16 protein-coding genes are annotated in these 19,722 nt (G+C 56.6%); 6 read left to right on the forward strand and 10 right to left on the reverse strand.

Annotation, left to right across the window (positions count from 1 at the left end):
• The first annotated feature begins 46 nt into the window (after positions 1-46).
• From AC2FFA_RS09855 to AC2FFA_RS09880, 6 genes are all read left to right on the forward strand, one after another.
• Complete coding sequence (locus tag AC2FFA_RS09855) at positions 47-1,693, forward strand: amino acid ABC transporter permease (RefSeq protein WP_496851478.1); 1,647 nt, start codon at positions 47-49, stop codon at positions 1,691-1,693.
• The gene (locus AC2FFA_RS09860) at positions 1,690-3,654 is read left to right on the forward strand and encodes a beta-galactosidase (protein ID WP_496851480.1); all 1,965 of its coding nucleotides are present in this window, start codon (positions 1,690-1,692) and stop codon (positions 3,652-3,654) included. The genes AC2FFA_RS09855 and AC2FFA_RS09860 overlap by 4 nt, the downstream gene beginning before the upstream one ends.
• Positions 3,655-3,800: 146 nt before the next feature.
• The gene (locus AC2FFA_RS09865) at positions 3,801-4,925 is read left to right on the forward strand and encodes an extracellular solute-binding protein (protein ID WP_117873213.1); all 1,125 of its coding nucleotides are present in this window, start codon (positions 3,801-3,803) and stop codon (positions 4,923-4,925) included.
• Positions 4,926-5,040: 115 nt separating this feature from the next.
• Positions 5,041-6,153, forward strand: coding sequence for an ABC transporter ATP-binding protein (locus AC2FFA_RS09870; RefSeq protein ID WP_117873215.1), 1,113 nt, complete (start codon positions 5,041-5,043; stop codon positions 6,151-6,153).
• A 12-nt stretch (positions 6,154-6,165) separates the two neighbouring features.
• On the forward strand, positions 6,166-7,086 hold the full coding sequence (locus AC2FFA_RS09875; RefSeq protein ID WP_117873217.1) for an ABC transporter permease: 921 nt from the start codon (positions 6,166-6,168) through the stop codon (positions 7,084-7,086).
• Positions 7,083-8,354: an ABC transporter permease gene (locus tag AC2FFA_RS09880; protein WP_117873219.1), complete on the forward strand. Its 1,272-nt coding sequence runs from the start codon at positions 7,083-7,085 to the stop codon at positions 8,352-8,354. The genes AC2FFA_RS09875 and AC2FFA_RS09880 overlap by 4 nt, the downstream gene beginning before the upstream one ends.
• Before the next feature lie 40 nt (positions 8,355-8,394).
• Here AC2FFA_RS09880 and AC2FFA_RS09885 read toward each other — a convergent pair whose 3' ends face one another.
• From AC2FFA_RS09885 to AC2FFA_RS09930, 10 genes are all read right to left on the reverse strand, one after another.
• Positions 8,395-10,311 (reverse strand): beta-galactosidase, encoded by a 1,917-nt coding sequence (locus tag AC2FFA_RS09885; protein WP_496851483.1) that lies wholly within the window; start codon positions 10,309-10,311, stop codon positions 8,395-8,397.
• Positions 10,308-11,168 (reverse strand): SMP-30/gluconolactonase/LRE family protein, encoded by an 861-nt coding sequence (locus AC2FFA_RS09890; RefSeq protein WP_496851485.1) that lies wholly within the window; start codon positions 11,166-11,168, stop codon positions 10,308-10,310. The genes AC2FFA_RS09885 and AC2FFA_RS09890 overlap by 4 nt, the downstream gene beginning before the upstream one ends.
• Positions 11,165-11,770, reverse strand: coding sequence for a 2-dehydro-3-deoxy-6-phosphogalactonate aldolase (locus AC2FFA_RS09895; RefSeq protein WP_496851487.1), 606 nt, complete (start codon positions 11,768-11,770; stop codon positions 11,165-11,167). Before AC2FFA_RS09895 ends, AC2FFA_RS09890 begins: the two co-directional genes overlap by 4 nt.
• Complete coding sequence (locus tag AC2FFA_RS09900) at positions 11,767-12,660, reverse strand: 2-dehydro-3-deoxygalactonokinase (RefSeq protein ID WP_496670628.1); 894 nt, start codon at positions 12,658-12,660, stop codon at positions 11,767-11,769. Before AC2FFA_RS09900 ends, AC2FFA_RS09895 begins: the two co-directional genes overlap by 4 nt.
• 4 nt (positions 12,661-12,664) lie before the next feature.
• Positions 12,665-13,429 carry an SDR family NAD(P)-dependent oxidoreductase gene (locus tag AC2FFA_RS09905; protein WP_496851488.1) on the reverse strand — a complete coding sequence of 255 codons (765 nt, stop codon included), beginning with the start codon at positions 13,427-13,429 and terminating at the stop codon, positions 12,665-12,667.
• Positions 13,429-15,135, reverse strand: a complete 1,707-nt coding sequence (locus tag AC2FFA_RS09910; protein WP_496851489.1) for an IlvD/Edd family dehydratase — start codon at positions 15,133-15,135, stop codon at positions 13,429-13,431. The genes AC2FFA_RS09905 and AC2FFA_RS09910 overlap by 1 nt, the downstream gene beginning before the upstream one ends.
• 54 nt (positions 15,136-15,189) lie before the next feature.
• Complete coding sequence (locus tag AC2FFA_RS09915; protein WP_496670634.1) at positions 15,190-16,530, reverse strand: alpha-glucosidase/alpha-galactosidase; 1,341 nt, start codon at positions 16,528-16,530, stop codon at positions 15,190-15,192.
• Positions 16,527-17,375: a carbohydrate ABC transporter permease gene (locus AC2FFA_RS09920; RefSeq protein ID WP_117873233.1), complete on the reverse strand. Its 849-nt coding sequence runs from the start codon at positions 17,373-17,375 to the stop codon at positions 16,527-16,529. Before AC2FFA_RS09920 ends, AC2FFA_RS09915 begins: the two co-directional genes overlap by 4 nt.
• 1 nt (position 17,376) lies before the next feature.
• The gene (locus AC2FFA_RS09925) at positions 17,377-18,303 is read right to left on the reverse strand and encodes a carbohydrate ABC transporter permease (RefSeq protein WP_299638039.1); all 927 of its coding nucleotides are present in this window, start codon (positions 18,301-18,303) and stop codon (positions 17,377-17,379) included.
• A 94-nt stretch (positions 18,304-18,397) separates the two neighbouring features.
• On the reverse strand, positions 18,398-19,657 hold the full coding sequence (locus AC2FFA_RS09930) for an ABC transporter substrate-binding protein (RefSeq protein ID WP_496851490.1): 1,260 nt from the start codon (positions 19,655-19,657) through the stop codon (positions 18,398-18,400).
• Positions 19,658-19,722 lie beyond the last annotated feature (65 nt).

Consider the following 19,722-nt stretch of genomic DNA (forward strand, 5'->3'; position numbering starts at 1 on the left):
GCCCGGCGGCTGAGTTTGCCGGGCCATGTTTCAGCGGAGAAGTACCATGTCGCGTCTCAGCACGATCCGCCCGAGCAATCTTGTGTTGCTCGCAGCCGCTCCCTTCATCTTCTATCTATTCGCCACGTCTTCGAAATACCTGCGATCTTTGATTGCAATTCTGGGGATCGGCAACAATGCAGGGCCTGTTTTCGTCGGCTTTCTGCTGATCGTCTCGGTTGCAATCCTTGGATATCTCTGCGCTCGGTATACGCGTTTTACAAATCATGCCCCGGGCTGGTTGCGCGTTTCCGCCTTAGCGGCGCTGCCCGCATCAATTGCGCTTTTGGTCTCAAGCTTCGTATCTCCACAGCTTTTGATGCCCTTCGTGGAATCCGTTTTCTTTCACTCGCTCAGCGAGAACACATCATCCCTTATCGACAGGTCCAGCCAGGCGTGGGTGTTGTATCCCGAAGTCGTGACCCAGCTTCAAACAGGTCTGCAAGTTCTTCTGGCAGTATACGCAGCCGTTGTCGCCTTGTGTCTGCTGTCGGCGCGGTTGCAACCCCGTTGGCGCTGGCGCGTTCTACTGGGGCTGGAATGCCTTACAGGTGCGGTTTTGTTTTATCTGATGTTCATGGCCCACTGGCAGTTCGCGACAGGCGTAGCCATTACATTCCGCGCGGCCATCTTCGCCTATATCTTCTCGGCCATTCTGGGCCTGATCTGGGTGGGGTTGCAGTCGTTCAAACCAAAGGCACGTACCACGATCCTGTATGGCTCGATCAGCCTGACATTGCTTGCAATATCAGCCTTTTTCTTCATGCAGCCGCAGGTCAGTTACGTTCTGGTCGGAAGCACCGAAGGGCGCATCGCCATTGTACGTGGCACGCCACAGGCGCAGGCTGACGTCATCCGGTTCGGCGAGTTCGAAGGTGCCGGCGACCAGCAATACCGCATACGCAGTGCCACTGATCCTGTCGCGGCTTTGGAGCAGATAGAAACCGTCGACAGCGTGTCCGGAGCCTTTGTGCCAGTAGACGCTCACACACAAGGCTATCCGGTTCTATGGCAGACAGTTTTCTTGCCTGACAAATACAGAAATCCCGCGCTGGCCTTCGCCGTTTTTGGCTTTTTGCTACTCACGCTGACCATCGGCGGCGCACAGCACAAGCTGCATCCTTTGGCGGTCGGGGCTGAATTCTTTGTGGACACGATACGCGGCATTCCGATGCTGGTGATCATCCTTTATATCGGTCTGCCTTTGGCGGGCGCGGTCAAGGATGCCACTGGGGGCGGCATTGATATGACCAACATGACACGCGGGATTATCGCGATTTCGGTAGGGTACTCGGCCTATATGGCCGAAATATTCCGATCGGGGATTGAGGCTATTCCCAAAGGGCAATTGGAAGCGGGCAGTTCCCTGGGTTTGTCCCGCTGGCAGACAGCGCGGTTGATCGTGTTGCCTCAGGCCTTGCGGATCGTAACCCCACCTCTGGGAAATGAGTTTATCGCGATGATCAAGGACACCTCGTTGCTGTCCATCCTGTCCGTCCGCGACATGACCCAAAGGATGCGAGAGTTTCAGGCAGCAAGCTTTCTGCCATTTGCGCCGTTCAACACGGCGGCAATTCTGTACGTGGTACTCACCCTCGGTTGCGCAAGCTTCCTGAAATGGATCGAACGGCGCACGGCAAAGGATAGCAGATGAGCAAACTGGAGCTTGGGGTTTGCTACTATCCCGAACAATGGGGCCCGTCCCAGTGGCGCAGTGACGCCGCGCGGATGGCCGAGATGGGTTTGGATTGGGTTCGGATCGCCGAGTTCACCTGGGGTCTGATTGAACCGGCACGCGGTCAGTTTCGCTGGGACTGGCTGGATGAAGTCATTGAGGTTCTGGGGCAGGCCGGCCTGCGGGTCATGATGTCGACGCCAACGGCTGCACCTCCCAAATGGCTGATTGATGAGCACCCCGAAATCCTGCCGGTTGGCCCGGACGGTGGGGTCAGAGGGTATGGGTCGCGCAGACATTATTGCTTTTCCAGTGACGTATATCTGGCCGAGGCGCACAGAATAGCGACGGAATATGCCGCCAGATATGGCCAGAACCCTCATGTCCATGCCTGGCAGATCGACAATGAGTACAACGACCACGACACCGCTCTCAGCTATTCTGATGCTGCACGGGCAGGCTTTCGGCGCTGGCTGGCACAACGATACGGCACAATCGACGCACTGAACGAGACCTGGGGGACCGTGTTTTGGGGGACCTGCTATTCCGGCTTTGACCAGATAGAACTGCCCAACGGTTTGGTCGCCACACCCAACCCCACGCATGCGCTGGATTTCATGCGCTATTCCTCGGATCGGGTACGGCTGTTCAACAAGACACAGGTGGATGTGCTGCGAAAACACGCGCCGGGTCGCGATATCACGCACAACTTCATGGCCGGCAGTTTCGAGTTTGATCACCACGCAGTGGCCGCAGATCTGGATGTCGTCGGCTTTGACAGCTACCCGCTGGGCAATCTGATGGGCTCAACCCTGTCAGAGACAGAAAAGCGCCGCTATCTGCGGACCGGTGCGCCAGACTATCAGGGGTTTCATTGCGATTTGTATCGCAGTCAGGGGCAGGGTCGGATGTGGGTGCTGGAACAGCAACCGGGGCCGGTGGACTGGGCGGCTCAGAATCCTTCTCCGGCAGAGGGAATGGTTCGGCTTTGGACGTGGGCAGCTTATGCCCATGGCGCGCAAGCTGTGATGTTCTTTCGATGGCGACAGGCAAAGTTCGCGCAGGAACAATACCATACAGCTTTGCTGCGCGCGGATGGTAGTGCCGATCAAGCCGCTCTTGAGCTGGTTCAGGTTGTGAAAGATTGCGAAAACTTGCCGCCGACGACGCGCAGGAAAGCCTCGGTGGCGATGATGCTGGATTACGCTTCGATCTGGGCGGCCGATATCCTGCCGCATGATGATCACTTTCCCAATTCCCATATCTTTCGCGAATGGTACACTGCCTTGCGTAGTCTGGGGGTGGACATTGATTTTGTGGGGCCCGAGGATGACCTGGACGGTTACGCCCTGATCGTACTTCCGCAAAGCATGATTGTGACCTCGGATCTGGCCGCAAGACTTGATGCTTCAGGGGCAAAGCTTTTGATTGGCGCCCGGTCCGGCAGCAAAACGCCGCAAATGCACACCCCTTCAAATCTGGCCCCGGGTGCGCTGGCAAACTTGACCGGCGTTCGTATTGCCCGTGTTGAATCGCTTCCTGATATCGCGCGGGAATCCGTACAACTGCAAAACGGTCAGCTCTTTGACTTTAGTGGGTGGCGCGAAATCGTCGAGACCGAGGAAAATGTCCTGGCCCGCTTCAAAAGTGCCTACTGTGACGCCAGCCCAGCGGTCATCCGGTCAGATCGCGCAACATATCTGGCCATGGTCCCCAGCGGTGCGCTCTTGCGGGTGATTATGCGGGATGTCCTGGAATGGGCGGGGCTGAAGCCTCTGGACTGCGATCCCGACATGCGCTTAACCCGGCGCGGTACGTTGCATTTTGCCTTCAATTTTGGTGACATGTCCAAACCCCTGCCTGAAGGTGGAGCGCGACGCATGCTGATTGGCTATGATCCGGTTGGCGCGCACGATTTCACCGTTTGGCAGGAAAACTAACGCCCTGAAATTCAACCAAAACGTGTCAAGAATCAAAACTGGACATAAGAATTCCGCAAACTGTCACTTTTGGACTGACGAACGGGCACAGAAAGTCCTATGAATAAAAAACAATAACAAACTAATCCAACAACGGGAGAACACTTATGACTAAACATTCGACTCTTTCGAGACGCTCTGTGCTGAAAAGCGCGGGCGCCGCGGCACTTGCGGCACCCCTGTACAGCAAGAGCGCTCTGGCTTCGTCGGGCGAAATCAACATTCTGATGTGGTCGGATTATCTGCCGCCCAGCTTCATCGAAGAGTTTGAGACCCTTACGGGAATCAAAGTGAACTACACCGGTATCGGCTCGAATGAAGAAATCATCAACAAGATGAAGGCCACCAAAGGTCAGGGCTTTGATATCGTTTCACCGACCAACAACCGCTCGCTTCAGTGGGAGCCGTTGGAGCTGTTGCAGCCTTTTGACATGAACAAGGTTCCGATCGATCTGGTGAACCCCGCCATGGCCAAGATTGGCACCGACGCTTGGGACTTTGGTGGTTCCGGTGCGCACTGGCTGCCGCATATCTGGGGTACAGAAGGCATCGCATATCGTACTGACTTGTGGCTGCCGGAAGGTGACGCTCCGTCGTATGGCGATGTGTGGTCGGAAGCGAACGCTGGCAAAACCATGGGCCGCGCGCATTCGATGATGCTGGGTGCAGGTCTTTACATGGAACGCGCTGGCGAAATGGAGCCGGGTTCGGTCTGGGCCGCGTACGGTGATGAAGACACCATGCGCAAGGTTTGGGGCCAGATCACCGACTGGTGCGTCGCCCGCAAGGATCGCATCAAGCTTATCTGGAACGATGCCGATACACAGAAAAACGGCCTGTTGAATGAAGGCGTTATTGTAGGTCAAACTTGGGACGGCCCGCCACTTGCACTGAAGTCCGCAGGCGAGCCAGTGCATTATCAGGCACCTGTCGAAGGTGCGATGGCTTGGGTGGATGGTATATCTATGCCGACTGGTGCTGCGAATATCGACCAGGTTTACGCCTTCATCGACTTCGCCTATCAGGCCAAGCCTGCCGGTGTTGCCATTGACAGCCACGGCTACAACTCGCCGGTGCTGGGTGCTGACCAATATTCCGGCGACACCTACAAGAAGAACTTTGCCGAAGCCTATCCGGGCGACTCGCTGGCCAACCTCAATCCGTGGCCGGCCGAAGCGCCTTGGTACGCCGAAACCCGGACCGAGTTCGTCAACAAATTCAAGAGCGCTTAAGCGTTCCGAATCTTCGCCCTCCGCTTTTGGCGGGGGGCCCCTTCTGCGCGCCGTCCCGGCGTGACGGACACTAATATGGTGTGGTGAAAACACGCACTTCAGGGAGAAACCAAAAATGAGTGCAGGGGTCGGAGTCGATCTGGAAAACCTGTGGATCCGTTTCGGTGACTTCGTCGCCGTGCGCGATGCAAACGTCAACATCAACGGAGGCGATTTCTTTTCGTTCCTCGGGCCATCCGGCTGCGGTAAAACAACCATACTAAGGGCTGTTTCGGGCTTTCTTGAACCGAGCGAAGGCAATGTTCTGATTGGCGGCAACAATATGCGCGGTATCGGGCCCAACAAGCGTCCGACAGCGCTGATCTTTCAGAATCTCGCTTTGTTTCCGCTGATGAAAGTCTGGGAAAACATTACGTTTTCCATGGAAATCAAAGGGGCCAGTGCTGCCGAGCGCCGCAGGCGTGCCGATGAGCTTCTGGACATGATTGCGTTGCCGGGGCAGGGAGACAAACTGCCAAGCGAATTGTCGGGCGGTCAGCGTCAGCGTGTGGCGATCGCTCGCGCTCTGTGCGCGGAACCGGACGTGCTGTTGCTGGATGAACCTCTGTCGGCGCTTGACCTGAAACTGCGCCAGCACATGCGGACCGAACTCCGTGAGATTCAGCAACGGGTCGGTATTACCTTTATCTACATCACGCACGATCAAGGCGAAGCGCTGACGATGTCAGACAATATCGCCGTCATGCGCGCCGGCGTGATTGACCAGATTGCCGACGGAAAAACGATCTATAACGATCCCAACACGGCTTTTGCTGCCTCTTTTGTTGGCGAAAACAATGTGTTCCGAGGAAAAGTCAAACAGGTGATGGGCACCGAAGCTTTGATATCGACCAACCGCTCGGGTGATCTGGTGGCACGGATCTCAACGGCCAATCAGGGCAAGATGAAAGAAGGCGACGACGCGATGATGTTCATCCGACCCGAAGCCTTCGCCATTGCTCCTGAAGGGGCAACGGGAGATCATTTTGTCACTGCCCGGGTTAACCATGAAGAGTTCGAAGGAAACGCATTCAATATCTTTACCGAGGGTGAAGGCGGCAAGGAAATCAAGGTCTCGATCCCCAACCACGGGCAGTCTTTCGACGATCACACCGGGCAGAACATCACGCTGGAATACGAAACGCACAATGCCGTCGTTGTTCCTGCCGGTGAACTGGCCGCAGAATAAGGGGATAAACTCATGCCCCATTTTCTGAAGGAATTCTTCAACCGCAACGGAACCGGAATGGGCTTGGCGATCCTGGGCCTGGTTCTGTTCTGGACCATCGGCCTGATCATCCTGCCGCAGCTGTCGATGCTGGATTTCTCGTTCCGTCCGAACCTTCCGCCGCCAGAGATTGGCGGTCCTAAGGACGTCTATACTCTGGAGAACTACAAATACTTGATCTATGGCCCGGAGGGCGGCAGTCAGGACTATAACACAGTCGACCTGAGGGTATTCTTCCGAACCCTTGTGGCCGCTGTTTGTGTGACAATCTTTAACCTGATCATCTGCTACCCGATTGCCTACTATTTGGGTCAATCCGAAGGCAGCCATATCCGCATCTTCGCGATCATGCTGATCATTCCCTATTGGATTAACGAGATTCTGCGGGCCTTTGCGTTGCGCATAATCTTCGGTGAGACCGGGGTGCTGAACACGCTGTTCATGGGATTGGGTATCTGGGATGTGCCGTTTGATTTCATCCGCAATGACATCGCGCTCTATGCAGGTCTTGGGTATGCCTACATCCTGCTGATGATCTTCCCGATGTACAACGTCATTGAAAGTCTGGACAAAAACCAGATCGAAGCGGCACGCGATCTGGGTGCGCCGTGGTGGCGAATACACTGGCGTGTGGTCATTCCCTACGCCAAGCCTGGTATCAGCTCGGGTTGTACCATGGTTTTCATGTTGTCTGCCGGTGCATTGGCTGCACCGCAGATTCTGGGCGGTCCGTCCAGCTTGTGGTTCACACAGCTGATTTATCAGCAATTCAATGACAACAACGACTGGCCACAAGGGGCCGCGTACGCGATCGTCCTACTGGTCACTTGTATCCTGTTCGTGCTGGCCGTTATGCGCCTGTTCAAAGTGAACATGGGGGATATCGGGAAATGAACAATTCCTTCCTCCGTATAAGCATCTGGGTCTATCTGGCGATCTTCTTCCTGTACCTGCTGGGTCCATTGGTGATCATGTCGATCACTGCGTTCAACTCGTCCGGGTTCCCTCGGATGAGTCCGTGGGAATGCCTCACATTCCAGTGGTTCGGCGAGCTATTTCAGGATCAGCGGATCCTGAACGGTATTAAGAACTCTCTGATCATCGGTATTGGCACAGTCATCCTGTCAGTCGCCATGGGCCTGGCAGGCGCACTGTTGCTGACCCAGATCTGGCCAAAACTGCGCGCGACTTACTACACTATCATCATCGCACCGATCCTGATCCCCGGCGTGGTTCTGGGTATCTCGACGCTGGTGTTCTGGGACCGGATCAACAGGATGCTGGGATTGGGGGCAGACAGCTTCCTTTCAAATGGCATCTTCCTGACGGTGATCGGCCAATCTACCTTTATCGCCAGCTACTGCATGCTGGTGTTGGTGGCGCGTTTGCAGCGCTACGACATGGCGCTGACTGAAGCGGCGCTTGACCTTGGTGCCAGCCACGCACAGGCTTTCCGCAAGATCCTGCTGCCGTTCATGCGTCCGGCGATTGCATCAGCGGCAGTTTTGGCGTTCCTCGCATCGTTCGAGAACTACAACACCACCACCTTTACCTTCGGTGAATACCCGACATTGACGATCGAACTGGCTCAAAAGGTCCGTTATGGAATCACGCCCGCGATCTCGGCGTTGGCCTTCATCATCGTAGCGCTGACGGTTTTCTTTGCGCTCATGAACGAAGCCAAGCTGAAACGTCAGGAACTGGTGGCAGCAGCCCGCAAGAACGCAACGGTGGAAGAGCTTGCAGGTAAGATCAAACTGCCCAGCTTCTTTGCCGGTAACATGGCTGCTGTTCTACTGGTCGTTTTTGCCGTCGCAACGATCACCGTGGTTGGAACGGCGGCGACCTATAATCCTGCGCAGTGTATCGCCGATATCCGTGAGCAAAAGCAGTTGGAAGCGGAACAGCGGATCCAGGAGTTGCGCAAACAGCGTGAGGAACGTCGCAAGCAGCAAGAAGCTCAAGAGGCCGAACAGGGTGGCGGACAAACCGCGCCAAAACCATCCAATAACAGCGGCTTTGGCAATGTGTTCGCCCCAAATTCTCTGGGTGGTGATGAAAACGAAGGCGAAGATGGTGCTTCTGAAACTGAAACCGCTCCAACTGGTAACAGTGGTTTCGGAGGGGTGTTTGACCCCAACAGCCTGCAAAGCGACGAATAGCTGTACAGGTTCATGGCCTTGGCGTCCGCCCGGACTGACTTCAGGTCTGTTCGGGCGGGTTGCGTTTAAGGGTTTTGACGTCACAGCCTTCGACGTTGTGTCCGTTCCAATCCACCGGTCCTGCGTTGTAGTTGATCAGGAAGTCATGATTGGCCGTCTCACGCAATCGCAGGCCTTGCGGCATCGTGCGCAATGTCAAATCGGCTTCTTCCGCAGCCATGGCTATCACACGGTCCCAAAGGTCTTCATCCGGGAAACCTGCCAAGTACCACATTCCATCTCCGGCCTTGAGCGCAGATGTTCCGTCTTCGAATCTCAGCAGATCTTCAGCTTCTCCTGATAGCCGGTCGATCCAATGCCGCGCCGCGCCTCCTCCACGAACCTTACGGAGAATTGCAGGTGGCAGAGTTTCTACCAGATCGACGTTGCAATTTATCATGCTCAGACCGGGTCGACCGTTGTCAGGAATTTGAAAATCACGGGTGATCGCACCACTGCGTGGCCCCAGAACCGCAAGATCGCACCTGTTTGCCAGGCGTTGTTCCAACTCAGGTTCTATTCTAGCCAAACCGGGAGCAAGGATCAGACTGTAACGAGCGGAAATGTCGTTCGCCGAAACAAAGTCGACAGACAAACCGGCACGACGCAGCGCACGATATGCTGAAAAAACCAATCGAAAATAATCAAAACCCGCGCCTTGCGGTTGCGTCGACCACGCCCAATCCGAAGCATAATCGAACAGAATTGCCACCTTGGCCTGTACCTGTTGCACCGCACCCAGCTTTTTCAGATTGTCTGCGGTCTGGCGGGCCTCTGCCAGTGCGGGTGCAGGGTGATTGTTCGATGTCAGCAAGCCGGCGTGCATCTGCTCTTGTGCAAACGGGGCTTGTCGCCAGCGGAAATAGCTTACCACCTCAGCGCCATGAGCCACAGCCTCAAGCGTCCACAGGCGTACCATTCCAGGAAGAGGTGCCGGGTTGTACGGGGCCCAATTCACCGGACCGGGTTGTTGTTCCATCACCCACCAACGGCCACGCCCTATGGCTCGGTAAAGATCATGATGAAACGCCTGCATGTCCGGATCGCCCTGTTGCAAATAGGCGGTCTTGTGCGCTTCGTCGGCTTCCAGCCGGTCCGATAGAAAACCGATCGGATAACTGTCCCAGGTGGCGATATCCAGATCCGCGCCGACCTTGAAATGGTCGAAGTCCAGAACACGTCCCATGTAATTGTGCAAAAGCGGCGCATCGGTCAACGGGCGCAGCGTATCCACCTGAGCCCTGTTGAATGCTGCGACCTGATCCGAACTGAAGCGCCGGAATGTCAGCACATGAGCCGGGTTCGGCTCGGTCACGGTTTGATTGGGCAGGTCGATTTCGTTGAAGGTGCGATATTCCATCGACCAGAACACATTGCCCCACGCCCGGTTCAGCGTTTCAACGCTGTCGTACCGTTCGGCCAGCCAATGGCGAAACGCCTGTTGGGCAGCTGCGCTGTAGCTGAGAGTGGTGTCGTGACACCCATATTCGTTGTCAATCTGCCACGCGACCACATGCGGGTTCTTACCGTACCGTTCACCCAATATCCGGGCGATGCGGGTACATTCGGCGATATAGCCTTGATGGCTAAAGCAGTAATGCCGCCGGGATCCGAACTTGCGCGGGTTGCCGTTTTCATCGGCGGCCAGCATGTCCGGGTGTTTGTCCAACATCCAGCGCGGCGGCGTTGCTGTTGGCGTGCCCAGCACGACCTTCAATCCGGCCGCACCGAGAGTCTCGATCGCGCGATCCAGCCAATCGAATTGTAAAACGCCGGACTGCGGCTCGATGCGACTCCACGCGAACTCGCCAATGCGTACCCAAGTCAGGCCTGTTTCGACCATTTTCGCGGCATCGTCGGCCCACATCGCCTCTGGCCAATGCTCAGGATAGTAGCAAACACCCAGTTCCGGCTTCATAAGATGACCTTGTGTTCTGCCTGGCCCTGACCTGCATTTCGCGCGGCAAATGTCATGCCGTTGGTCGGTTGGTTTTCTATTGCTTCCGCGCTCAACCCCTGACGGGCCGTTGTGCAGAAAAGCGTATTTAGTTCATCGCCCCCGAAGGCGGGGCATGACGTATGTAATGCGTCATATGCAACGGCTTTCAGAAATGTGCCGTCGGCTGTGTACGCCGCGATCCGGCTGGCGCCCCATTGTGCGATCCAGATATTCCCCTGGGCATCAATGACCGCACCATCCGGGTTCAGACCTTCTTTGCGCAAATCCAGAAAAACTGCGCTGTCGTCTTCCGGCCACCCGGTTTCGGCGTTCAGACGCCAGCGCCTGACTTGTTTCGTTGCGGTGTCGCAGAAATAGGCCACCGAACAATCGGGGGCAAAACAGATCGCATTGGAGATTGTTACATCCGGAACCAATGGTCTCAACTCACCTTTCCAGAACCGATAGATTGATCCAGCCCCGGGTTCCGCCTGCTTGCCCATTGTTCCGATCCAAAACCCGCCCCAAGGGTCAGCGCGGCCATCATTTGAACGGGTGACGGGGTTGTCAGCTTCCAGAGACACAATCAAATTCCGCTTACCGGATAGCAAATCAAAACGCCAAAGACCGGTTTCAGAAGCCATTAGAAGTGTATCGCGGTCCACCCAGCCCGCAGCCGAGACGTGTTCATCGAAGCTCCAGCTTTTTGGCGTACCCCGCTCGCGGGTCATCAGACGTTTGCCGATGATATCGAACCAGAAAAGCTGACGCCTTTCAGGATGCCACAACGGGCCTTCGCCCAACTCGCAGGGGCGGTCGTCAAAGATGGTGCTCATCCGGCGGCCTCATCAAAGGCCGTTACGATATGCCGGGCGCGCTCTGCGATTTCGGCGACATCCATACCGGGTTTGTAAAGTGCAGAGCCTATCCCAAAGCCATCTGCGCCCGCTTTGATCCATTGCCCGAAATTGTCGGGTCCGGCACCGCCAACGGCAAAAACAAGCGAGCTTTGGGGCAAAACCGGGCGTAACGCGGCCAAACCCGCCGGACCAGCCATCACCCCCGGGAACAGCTTCAACCCGGTGGCCCCGGCCTTGAGGGCCGCGAAAGCTTCGGTTGGGGTGTAAACCCCCGGCCAGCTTTGCAGGCCCAACGCGACTGATCGCTTGATAACCTCTGCATCATAGTTGGGCGATACGATCAATTTACCACCAGCAGCCGACACAGCGTCCACCTGATCGACTTTCAAAACAGTGCCCGCGCCGATCAGGGCCTGGTTTCCAAACGCATCAACCAAAGTGCCGATACTGTCGAGCGGGTCCGGAGAATTGAGTGGCACTTCGATCCGGTCGATGCCGGCATCAATAATGGTGCGGCCAACGGCTTTGGCTTCTTGCGGCTTTAACCCGCGCAATATGGCGATGATGGGACGGCTCATGCGGTTTGCCTTGTCATGTTTCGGGCCAACGCAAGCCCGGCCAGTGTCGCCTCGGTAGCGTTTGCAGTTTCTACAAATGCGCCTTGCCGTTGCAGGGCTGTTGCATATGTCCGCGACACGCCTTCCGCTCCGATAATGGCCAGCTGTTGCCCCAGCCAATACGGACGTGTCGCGGCCAGTTCGGCCCCGATCAACAATCCTGAAAGGCGCGCGCGCGCGGTGGCTTTGGCCTGACCTTGCAACAAGTCCGCGGCTCTCAGGCTAAAAAGACGGGCAGCCAATTGTTCGGGCTTTGACAACGTATCTGCAACTGCGTCGGCGAAGGCGTTTTCGTCCCAGCCCGGACCTACAGAGTGTCGTAGTACGGACTGACCACACAGCAGGTCGAACAACTCACCCGTCATGAAAGTACGAAAGCTTACAACCTCGCCAGCGCTTACCTGAACCCATTTCGTGTGGGTTCCGGGCAGGCAGATGACGCCGTCCCAATTCTGACGCGCGCCCAGAAATCCAGCAATTTGGGTTTCCTCACCCCGCATCACATCCGGCGGGGTTGTCTGTTTCAGGCCGGGTATGACAAAGGCCCGGATACGCGGGTCTGATCCGGGAACGCGGATCGGGACATCCGGCAAGGGGTCCGACGGCACGGTCGAATAAGGTGCTTCCACCCAGCCTTGGCGTGCGCCGACCATTCCGCAGGCGACCACATCCACCGGCGCGCCGGGCAACCAGTTTTCGATCAAATCCAGTAGGGCGGCTTGAAACCCGTCGGGTCCGACATGCGCCATCCCCTTGTCAGATTGCGCATGGTCCAGCGCGGTCGCACCCTGCATGGCCCAGGCCCGTAAGTGAGATGTTCCCCAGTCGACGGCGATCCACTCAGTATTCATAACATCACCCCGAAACCACAACGCCACCATCAACAGCCATACATTGCCCGGTCATCGCATGGCTGGCCCTGGACGCCAAAAAAAGTGTTGGTGCTATCATATCCTCGGGCTTCAGGTGCTCTTTCAGACATTGCCGGTCCAAATGTGCCGCCAGATCCTCGGGTGTGGCCCATTTGTCCAACTGTTTTTCCGTCAGAACCCAACCGGGGGCCAGAGCATTTACCCGGATTTTTCTCGGCCCCAGTTCACGTGCCAATGACCGTGTCATCCCCGTAATCCCAGCATTCGAGGTCGTGTAGATCGGATAACCAGCATTGCCCATCATGTAACTGATCGAGCTGAAATTGATGATTGCCCCGCCATCTTTCATTTGCCGGGCGGCTTCCTGACACGCGAAATAATAGGCTTTCAGGTTCACCTCGATCATCCAGTCCCAGAATTCCGTCGTGGTTTCCTCAAGCGTATGACGTTGGTCGTTGGCAGCATTGTTCACCAAGACGTTCAAAGGGCCATGAGCCTCGGCAGCTTTTGCCATCGTCGCGTGCAGCAGTTCGGTGTCGGTCATGTCGCCTTGCAGGAACAGCGGCGCGCGGCCGTGCTTACCGCGCATCTCTTCGACAAACCCGCTTGCATCCGACCGACCAATGAAGGCCACATTGGCCCCCTGTGCCATGAAACCATCTGTCAGCGCCGCACCAACGCCCGAGCCGCCGCCGGTGATATAGACGGAGGCCCCGTTCAGATCGTGGAATGTAGCTGTTTGGGTCATCAGTGGCTCTCTCTGGTCACGAGGCGGGTGTCTTTGCCAACAAGGAAATCAAGATCCGCCCCCTGATCCGCTTGCAACACGTGGTCGATGTAAAGTTTTGCATAGCCGCGAGTGTAGTGCGGATCATCCGGCTGCCACGCAGCGCGGCGGGCGTTCAGTTCGTTCTCGTCCACAAGCAGTTCCAGTTCGCCGCTGCTGGCTGAAACACGGATGCGGTCTCCGGTTGTGACCAGCGCCAGCGTGCCACCCGCCTGCGCTTCGGGGCTGACATGCAAAATGACGGTGCCATATGCTGTTCCCGACATGCGGGCGTCCGAGATGCGGATCATGTCTCGCACACCCTCTTTCACCAATTTCGCCGGGATCGGCATGTTGCCGACCTCGGGCATGCCCGGATATCCCTTGGGGCCACAACCCTTGAGCACCAGAATGCTCTCGGGCGTGACCGGCAGGTCTTCACGGTCGATATTGGCCTTCAGGTCTTCGATGTTGCCGAAAACGAAGGCCTCGCCCTCGGTCTCGAGAAGCGCGTCAGTGGCCGCCGAAGGCTTGACGATTGCCCCATTCGGCGCAAGGTTGCCGCGCAGAACGCGCAAACCCGCGGCGGGTTTCACAGGGTCGTTGAAGGGACGGATGACATCCGTATTCAAACACTCGACACCTTCGTAATGAGCTGAGATGTCCTTGTTCAGCACCGTTTTTGCCGGGCGCAGGAAGGGTTTGAGTTCGTTCAGCACAACAGGCACGCCGCCTGCATAGCAGAAGTCTTCCATCAGGTATTTGCCGGAAGGCATGCAGTTGACCAGAAGTGGAATCTCGGACCCGATTTCGAAGTCCTTCAAGGCTAAATTCACGCCCACGCGACCGGCCAGTGCCAGCAGGTGAACCACCGCGTTGGTCGATCCGCCAACGGCGGCGTTGGCTAGGATGGCGTTCTCGAAAGCTTCCTTTGTCAGGATGTCCGATGGTTTGAGGTCTTCATCCACCATCTCGACGATCCGCTTGCCGGTCAGATGCGCCAGCGCCATTCGACGGGCGTCGACAGCGGGCAAGGCGGCATTGGTGGGCAGCGACATACCCATCGCCTCGACCAATGAAGCCATCGTGCTGGCAGTCCCCATGGTCATGCACACGCCCGCGCTGCGCGACATGCCGGATTCGGCGCTCATGAAGTCCTGCAGGGTCATTTCGCCAGCCCGCACCGCCTCAGAGAATTTCCAGACATCAGTGCCGGAGCCGATATCCTGTCCGCGATATTTACCGTTCAACATCGGGCCTGAACTAACAACGATTGAAGGCAGATCGACCGAGGCCGCTCCCATCAGTTGGCCCGGCGTGGTCTTGTCGCAGCCGCCCAGCAGCACCACGCCGTCGATGCCATAGGCGCGGATCGATTCCTCGACATCCATGGCCAGCAGATTGCGAAACAGCATGGCGGTGGGTTTCATCTGGGTTTCGCCCAGCGACATGACAGGGAATTCCACCGGGAAGCCCCCGGCCTCCCACACACCTCGCTTCACGCCTTCGGCCAGATCGCGCAGGCCCGAGTTGCAGGGCGTCAGCTCGGACCAGGTGTTGCAGATGCCGATGATCGGACGCCCGTCGAACGCGTGATCGGGAAAGCCCTGGTTCTTCATCCACGACCGATGAATAAAGCCATCCTTGTCGAGTTTTCCGTACCAATGCTGCGAGCGGCGTTTTTTCATTTTGTAGGAGCTTTTCTTGGCAGGGTTGGGTTTGGTTTTTGAGAAATATGTAGATCAGGCTGCGCGGGCGGGGCGGCACCAACCAGGCAGCCATTCGGTATGGGTCGTCAGCAGATCCGTGACAAGGTTGCGGATTTGCCGCAAATCCAGCTCGGCGGCGGTATGCGGGTCCATCATGGCAGCGTGATAGATGTGTTCGGGGTTTTGTTCGGTCAGGGCCCGAACAGTCAGTTCCTGCACGTTGATCTGCGTGCGCATCAGGGCAATCAACTGCGGCGGGATGTCGGTGACGACAGAAGGCTGCACACCGTTGCTGTCAACCAGACAGGGGGTTTCGACCGCTGCTCCCAAGGGCAATTGCGGAATCTGGCCGGTATTGGGCAGGTTGCCATAGGCCATGTAAGGCGTGTTCGTAACGATCGCGTTCATCAGGTCCGCGGCGAATTCGTGGCTGCGCGTGACATCGATATTGCGCCCGTCGGTCAGGGTCTTGGCCTGTTCCTTCCACGTCTCGACCTGCTCGACGCAGCGGGTGGGGTATTCGTCCAGCGGGATCGAGAATTCTTGGATCAAATCCTCGCGCCCGTCCTTGATGAACCACGGCACGTATTCGGCCAGGTGTTCCGAGCTTTCGGTGCAGAAATAACCCAGGTGATCCATCACCTCATACCGCACTTTGTTGGGGCAGCGCGGCATCAGCAGCGGCGCCTTGGGGAATTTCCCCGCGTGATAGCCCTGTCGCAGTGCCGGATACAGGTCGCGGCCCTGATGTTCCAGTTTCAGAAAGAAAGCGACGTGATTGACGCCCGCGACTTTGTAGCGAAACTCATCTTTTGGCAGATCCAGATCATGGGCCAATTCCTCGACCGTATTTTGAACCGAGTGGCAAAGGCCCACATGTTTCAGGGTCGGGAAGCGTTCGGCCAGTGCCCAGGTGTTGATGGCCATCGGATTTACGTATTGCAGCAACGTCGCGTTCGGACAGAGTTGCATCATGTCCCCTGCGACATCCCAAAGCACCGGAACCGTGCGCAAACCTCGCATGATCCCTCCGACGCCCAGCGTATCAGCGATGGTTTGACGCAAGCCATACTGCTTGGGGATCTCGAAATCGGTGATTGTGCAGGGCTTGTATCCCCCGACCTGAAACGCGGTGATGACGAAGTCGGCCCCGTCCAGCGCCGCGCGGCGGTCGGTATGGGTCGAGACGGTCGCCCCGGCCCCGACCGAGCGGATCATGGAACGCGCAACTGCTTCGCTTTCCGCCAGGCGTTCGGGATCGATATCCATAAGCGCAAAGTGACTGTCGGCCAGCGCCGGGGTCAACAGAGCGTCCCCAACGATGTTCTGCATGAAAATTGTGGACCCGGCACCGATAAAGGTAATTTTGGTCATTTCACAGCTCCGAGGGTCAAGCCCGCAATGAAGTGTTTCTGCATCAGGAAGAACATGGCCACCGGTGGCAGAGCCGCAACGATGGATCCTGCGCTCATCAATTGATAAGCCGCTCGGTATTGCGCGTTGAAACTGGTGATGCCTGCGGTCACGGGCTGACTTTCTGCGCCCTGTGTCAGGACGACAGCCCAGAAATAGTCATTCCAGATGAACGTGAAGATCAATACGCTGAGCGCGGCAATCGCAGGCTTCATCAAGGGTAGGACGACGTACCAGAAGATGCGCCATTCGCTGATGCCCTCGACCCGGGCGGCCTCGATCAGCTCGAAGGGCAGGGCGCGGATGAAGTTGCGCATGAACAGAGTGCAGAACCCGGTTTGGAAGGCGATATGGAACAGCACCAGCCCGGTCTTTGTGTTGTAAAGCCCAAGTTGCAGGGTCAGATCACGAACCGGCACCATCAGGATTTGGAAGGGCACGAAGTTTCCGGCCACGAACATGAAAAAGATCCAGAGGTTTGACTTGAACTTGTAGATGCCAAGCGCAAAGCCGGTCATGCAGCTGAGTGCCACCGCTCCGATCACTGTCGGGACAGTGATCATGAATGAATTCAGCAGGTATCGCGGCATGTCCGAATTAAAGAAGACCTGTCCATAGTTGAACGCGCCCTCAAAGCTGGACGGCATTCCCCAGTAGTTCGCGTTGGTGAAGTCAGCAGCCGGTTTCACCGAGAAGAGGGCAACCGCCAGTAGGGGACCCAGCCACAACAGAAGGGCCAATGGAAGCATGGCTTGATACGTGATCTGTGCCGCACGGGGTTGTTTTTCGATGGGTTTGGGAAACATCTCAGTGCCCCTTCTCTTCACGGTACATCGACCACAGGAAGTAGGCGATAAAGCACAGCATGATCAGGAAAAGGATCACGGCAATGGCTGCGCCATAACCCATACGGAAGCCGTATTCGGACAGGGCGACCTCGAACATGTAATAGGCCAGCACTCGGGAGGATCCGAACGGTCCACCTTGTGTCATGATCGAGATCAGGTCGAAAGATCGCAGTGCGCCGATGATGGTCACGACAAACGCGATAAAGGTTGCAGGCCGCAGTTGCGGGATAATGATGTGCCAGAGCATCTTCCAACCCTTGGCCCCGTCCAGGCGTCCTGCTTCGATCTGTTCCGGGTCTACAGCGTTCAGGCCGGTAAGGTACAGGATCATGCAATAGGCGGTTTGTGGCCAGAGGCCGGCGAAGATGATGCCATAGGTCACGAAACGCTCATCGCCCAACACGTTTACTGGGCCCAGGCCGAAGAAGCCGAGGAATTCGTTCAGCAACCCGAAGGTCGGATCGTAGAACCAGGTGAATACGAGCCCCACCACGACCTGAGAAATCACGAAAGGAAAGAAAAACAGGGACTTATAAAGGCGGATGCCCCAAACGGTCTGATTCAGGAACAGGGCGATGAACAAACCTGCCGGAATCGCAGCCAAGTAAAGGATCAGCCAGATCAGGTTGTTTTTCATCGAGATGTAGAAAGCATCCCGGTCCACCCATTCCCAATAAAGGTCTTCGTAGTTACGAAAGCCAACGTATTCGGCAGCGCCCAGGCCGTCCCATTCGTAAAGCGACAGGTTTATCGACTCGAACAACGGGATGATCACATAAACAGAAAAGAACAGAAGGCCGGGGGCCAGAAACAGCCAAGGGGCGATGCGTTGTTGGTTCCTGTGGAACCAACTTTCCTGTTGTGGAGAGTCAACGGCAACGGTCATAGGATATCTCGGATTTGGTGGGGTGAAGGCGGGCCGACGTCCGCCTTACTGTTGAGGGCGACGCAGGCCGGGCCTAAGCCCGGCCCATGCCGGGTCAGTTGTCGTAGATTCGCCCGCGAGCGCGTTCAAGTTTGGCCAGAATCCGGTCCAGTTCGTCTGGTTTGACCATGAATTCCTGGAAGCCCTCCATTGAGACTTTGGCCATTTCCGCAGGCGCATCGCGATCCCAGAACTGCGCAATTCCGCCAGGGCTGTTTGTGGACAGCATTTCAAAGCCCTGCTGCAGGAACTTGTCGTTATCCACAGACGATTGAGCGTTCACCGGTAACTGACCAAGGTTCGCGCCATTGTTGATCTCGGTCTGTTCCTCGGCAGAAACCACGTGGCGCAAGAATTCGCGAGCAGCTTCTTTGTTCGAGGCATTGGCCGGGATGTGGAACGTGTCGGTCGGCGCGTCTTCGGCCAACTCAACATCCGGGTTGATCGCGACGAACTGGTAAAAGTCCAACTGATCGTCGGTCAGTCCTGCCTCGCGAAGAGGTGCCACGGCAAAGTTGCCCAGCAAGATAGCTGCGGCGTCGCCCTGAACTATGAGAGGAAGGGATTCTTGCCAGCTACGCGCCGTGTGGTCGTCGGGGAACGCGCCCATGTCGATGAGTTGTTTCCAGTTCGCGAAGGTCTGCTTGACCCGGTCATCTTCCCAGCTTGCTTCGCCATTTGCCAGCTGATTGTGGAAATCAAACCCGTTGGTGCGCATGTTCAAATAGTCGAACCAGCCACCGGCGGTCCAATAATTCCGAGTTCCAATCGTGTAGCAGGTGCGTCCGGAATCGACGATCTTCTGGCAGTTGGCCAGTTCTTCTTCCCAAGTGGTCGGTTCAGACAGGCCAAGCTCGTTAAAGATGTCTTTGCGGTAGTAAACGCCCCACTGGTAATAGGTATAGGGCACGCCCCACTGCTTACCGTCGATGGTCATCGCGCCTTTTGTCGAGGCGAGGTTTTCGGCAATCTCGGGTTCTTCCCAAAGATCCGAGACATCCTCGAACAGGCCTGCTTCGACATAGGGTTTCATACGATTCGCCGCATACCAGTTGGCGACGTCAGGTGTGTCAGCTGTCAGGAAATTGCGGATTTGGGTCTTATAGGCCTCGCGATCGATCACGGTGGTTTCGATTTCCAACCCCGGATGCTGCGCCCCAAAACGCTCGATCATCGCCTCCATTGTCGCGCGCGGCGCTGGATTTGACGTGTCCAGGAAAATCCTCAGCTCTCCGGTGAGTTCTGCAGCTGCCGGCGCCGCCATTGCGGCGCCAAGGGCCAGCGCAGCGGTCGTGCGCTTGAAAGTTGAATACATGGTTTCCTCCCTGTTGCTCCCATGTGAGGTTCCAAATAATGAAACCGTGTTTTATATATTGAAAA

It is taken from the genome of Ruegeria sp. YTSB088, assembly GCF_059609825.1.

Bases quoted from the DNA above. Each gene is read 5' to 3' on its own strand.
- AC2FFA_RS09875 (WP_117873217.1), top strand. From the start codon at position 6,166: ATGCCCCATTTTCTGAAGGAATTCTTCAACCGCAACGGAACCGGAATG.
- AC2FFA_RS09885 (WP_496851483.1), bottom strand. From the start codon at position 10,311: ATGAAGCCGGAACTGGGTGTTTGCTACTATCCTGAGCATTGGCCAGAG.
- AC2FFA_RS09915 (WP_496670634.1), bottom strand. From the start codon at position 16,530: ATGACCAAAATTACCTTTATCGGTGCCGGGTCCACAATTTTCATGCAG.
- AC2FFA_RS09925 (WP_299638039.1), bottom strand. From the start codon at position 18,303: ATGACCGTTGCCGTTGACTCTCCACAACAGGAAAGTTGGTTCCACAGG.
- AC2FFA_RS09895 (WP_496851487.1), bottom strand. From the start codon at position 11,770: ATGAGCCGTCCCATCATCGCCATATTGCGCGGGTTAAAGCCGCAAGAA.
- AC2FFA_RS09920 (WP_117873233.1), bottom strand. From the start codon at position 17,375: ATGTTTCCCAAACCCATCGAAAAACAACCCCGTGCGGCACAGATCACG.
- AC2FFA_RS09880 (WP_117873219.1), top strand. From the start codon at position 7,083: ATGAACAATTCCTTCCTCCGTATAAGCATCTGGGTCTATCTGGCGATC.
- AC2FFA_RS09870 (WP_117873215.1), top strand. From the start codon at position 5,041: ATGAGTGCAGGGGTCGGAGTCGATCTGGAAAACCTGTGGATCCGTTTC.
- AC2FFA_RS09860 (WP_496851480.1), top strand. From the start codon at position 1,690: ATGAGCAAACTGGAGCTTGGGGTTTGCTACTATCCCGAACAATGGGGC.
- AC2FFA_RS09910 (WP_496851489.1), bottom strand. From the start codon at position 15,135: ATGAAAAAACGCCGCTCGCAGCATTGGTACGGAAAACTCGACAAGGAT.
- AC2FFA_RS09890 (WP_496851485.1), bottom strand. From the start codon at position 11,168: ATGAGCACCATCTTTGACGACCGCCCCTGCGAGTTGGGCGAAGGCCCG.
- AC2FFA_RS09855 (WP_496851478.1), top strand. From the start codon at position 47: ATGTCGCGTCTCAGCACGATCCGCCCGAGCAATCTTGTGTTGCTCGCA.
- AC2FFA_RS09905 (WP_496851488.1), bottom strand. From the start codon at position 13,429: ATGACCCAAACAGCTACATTCCACGATCTGAACGGGGCCTCCGTCTAT.
- AC2FFA_RS09865 (WP_117873213.1), top strand. From the start codon at position 3,801: ATGACTAAACATTCGACTCTTTCGAGACGCTCTGTGCTGAAAAGCGCG.
- AC2FFA_RS09900 (WP_496670628.1), bottom strand. From the start codon at position 12,660: ATGAATACTGAGTGGATCGCCGTCGACTGGGGAACATCTCACTTACGG.
- AC2FFA_RS09930 (WP_496851490.1), bottom strand. From the start codon at position 19,657: ATGTATTCAACTTTCAAGCGCACGACCGCTGCGCTGGCCCTTGGCGCC.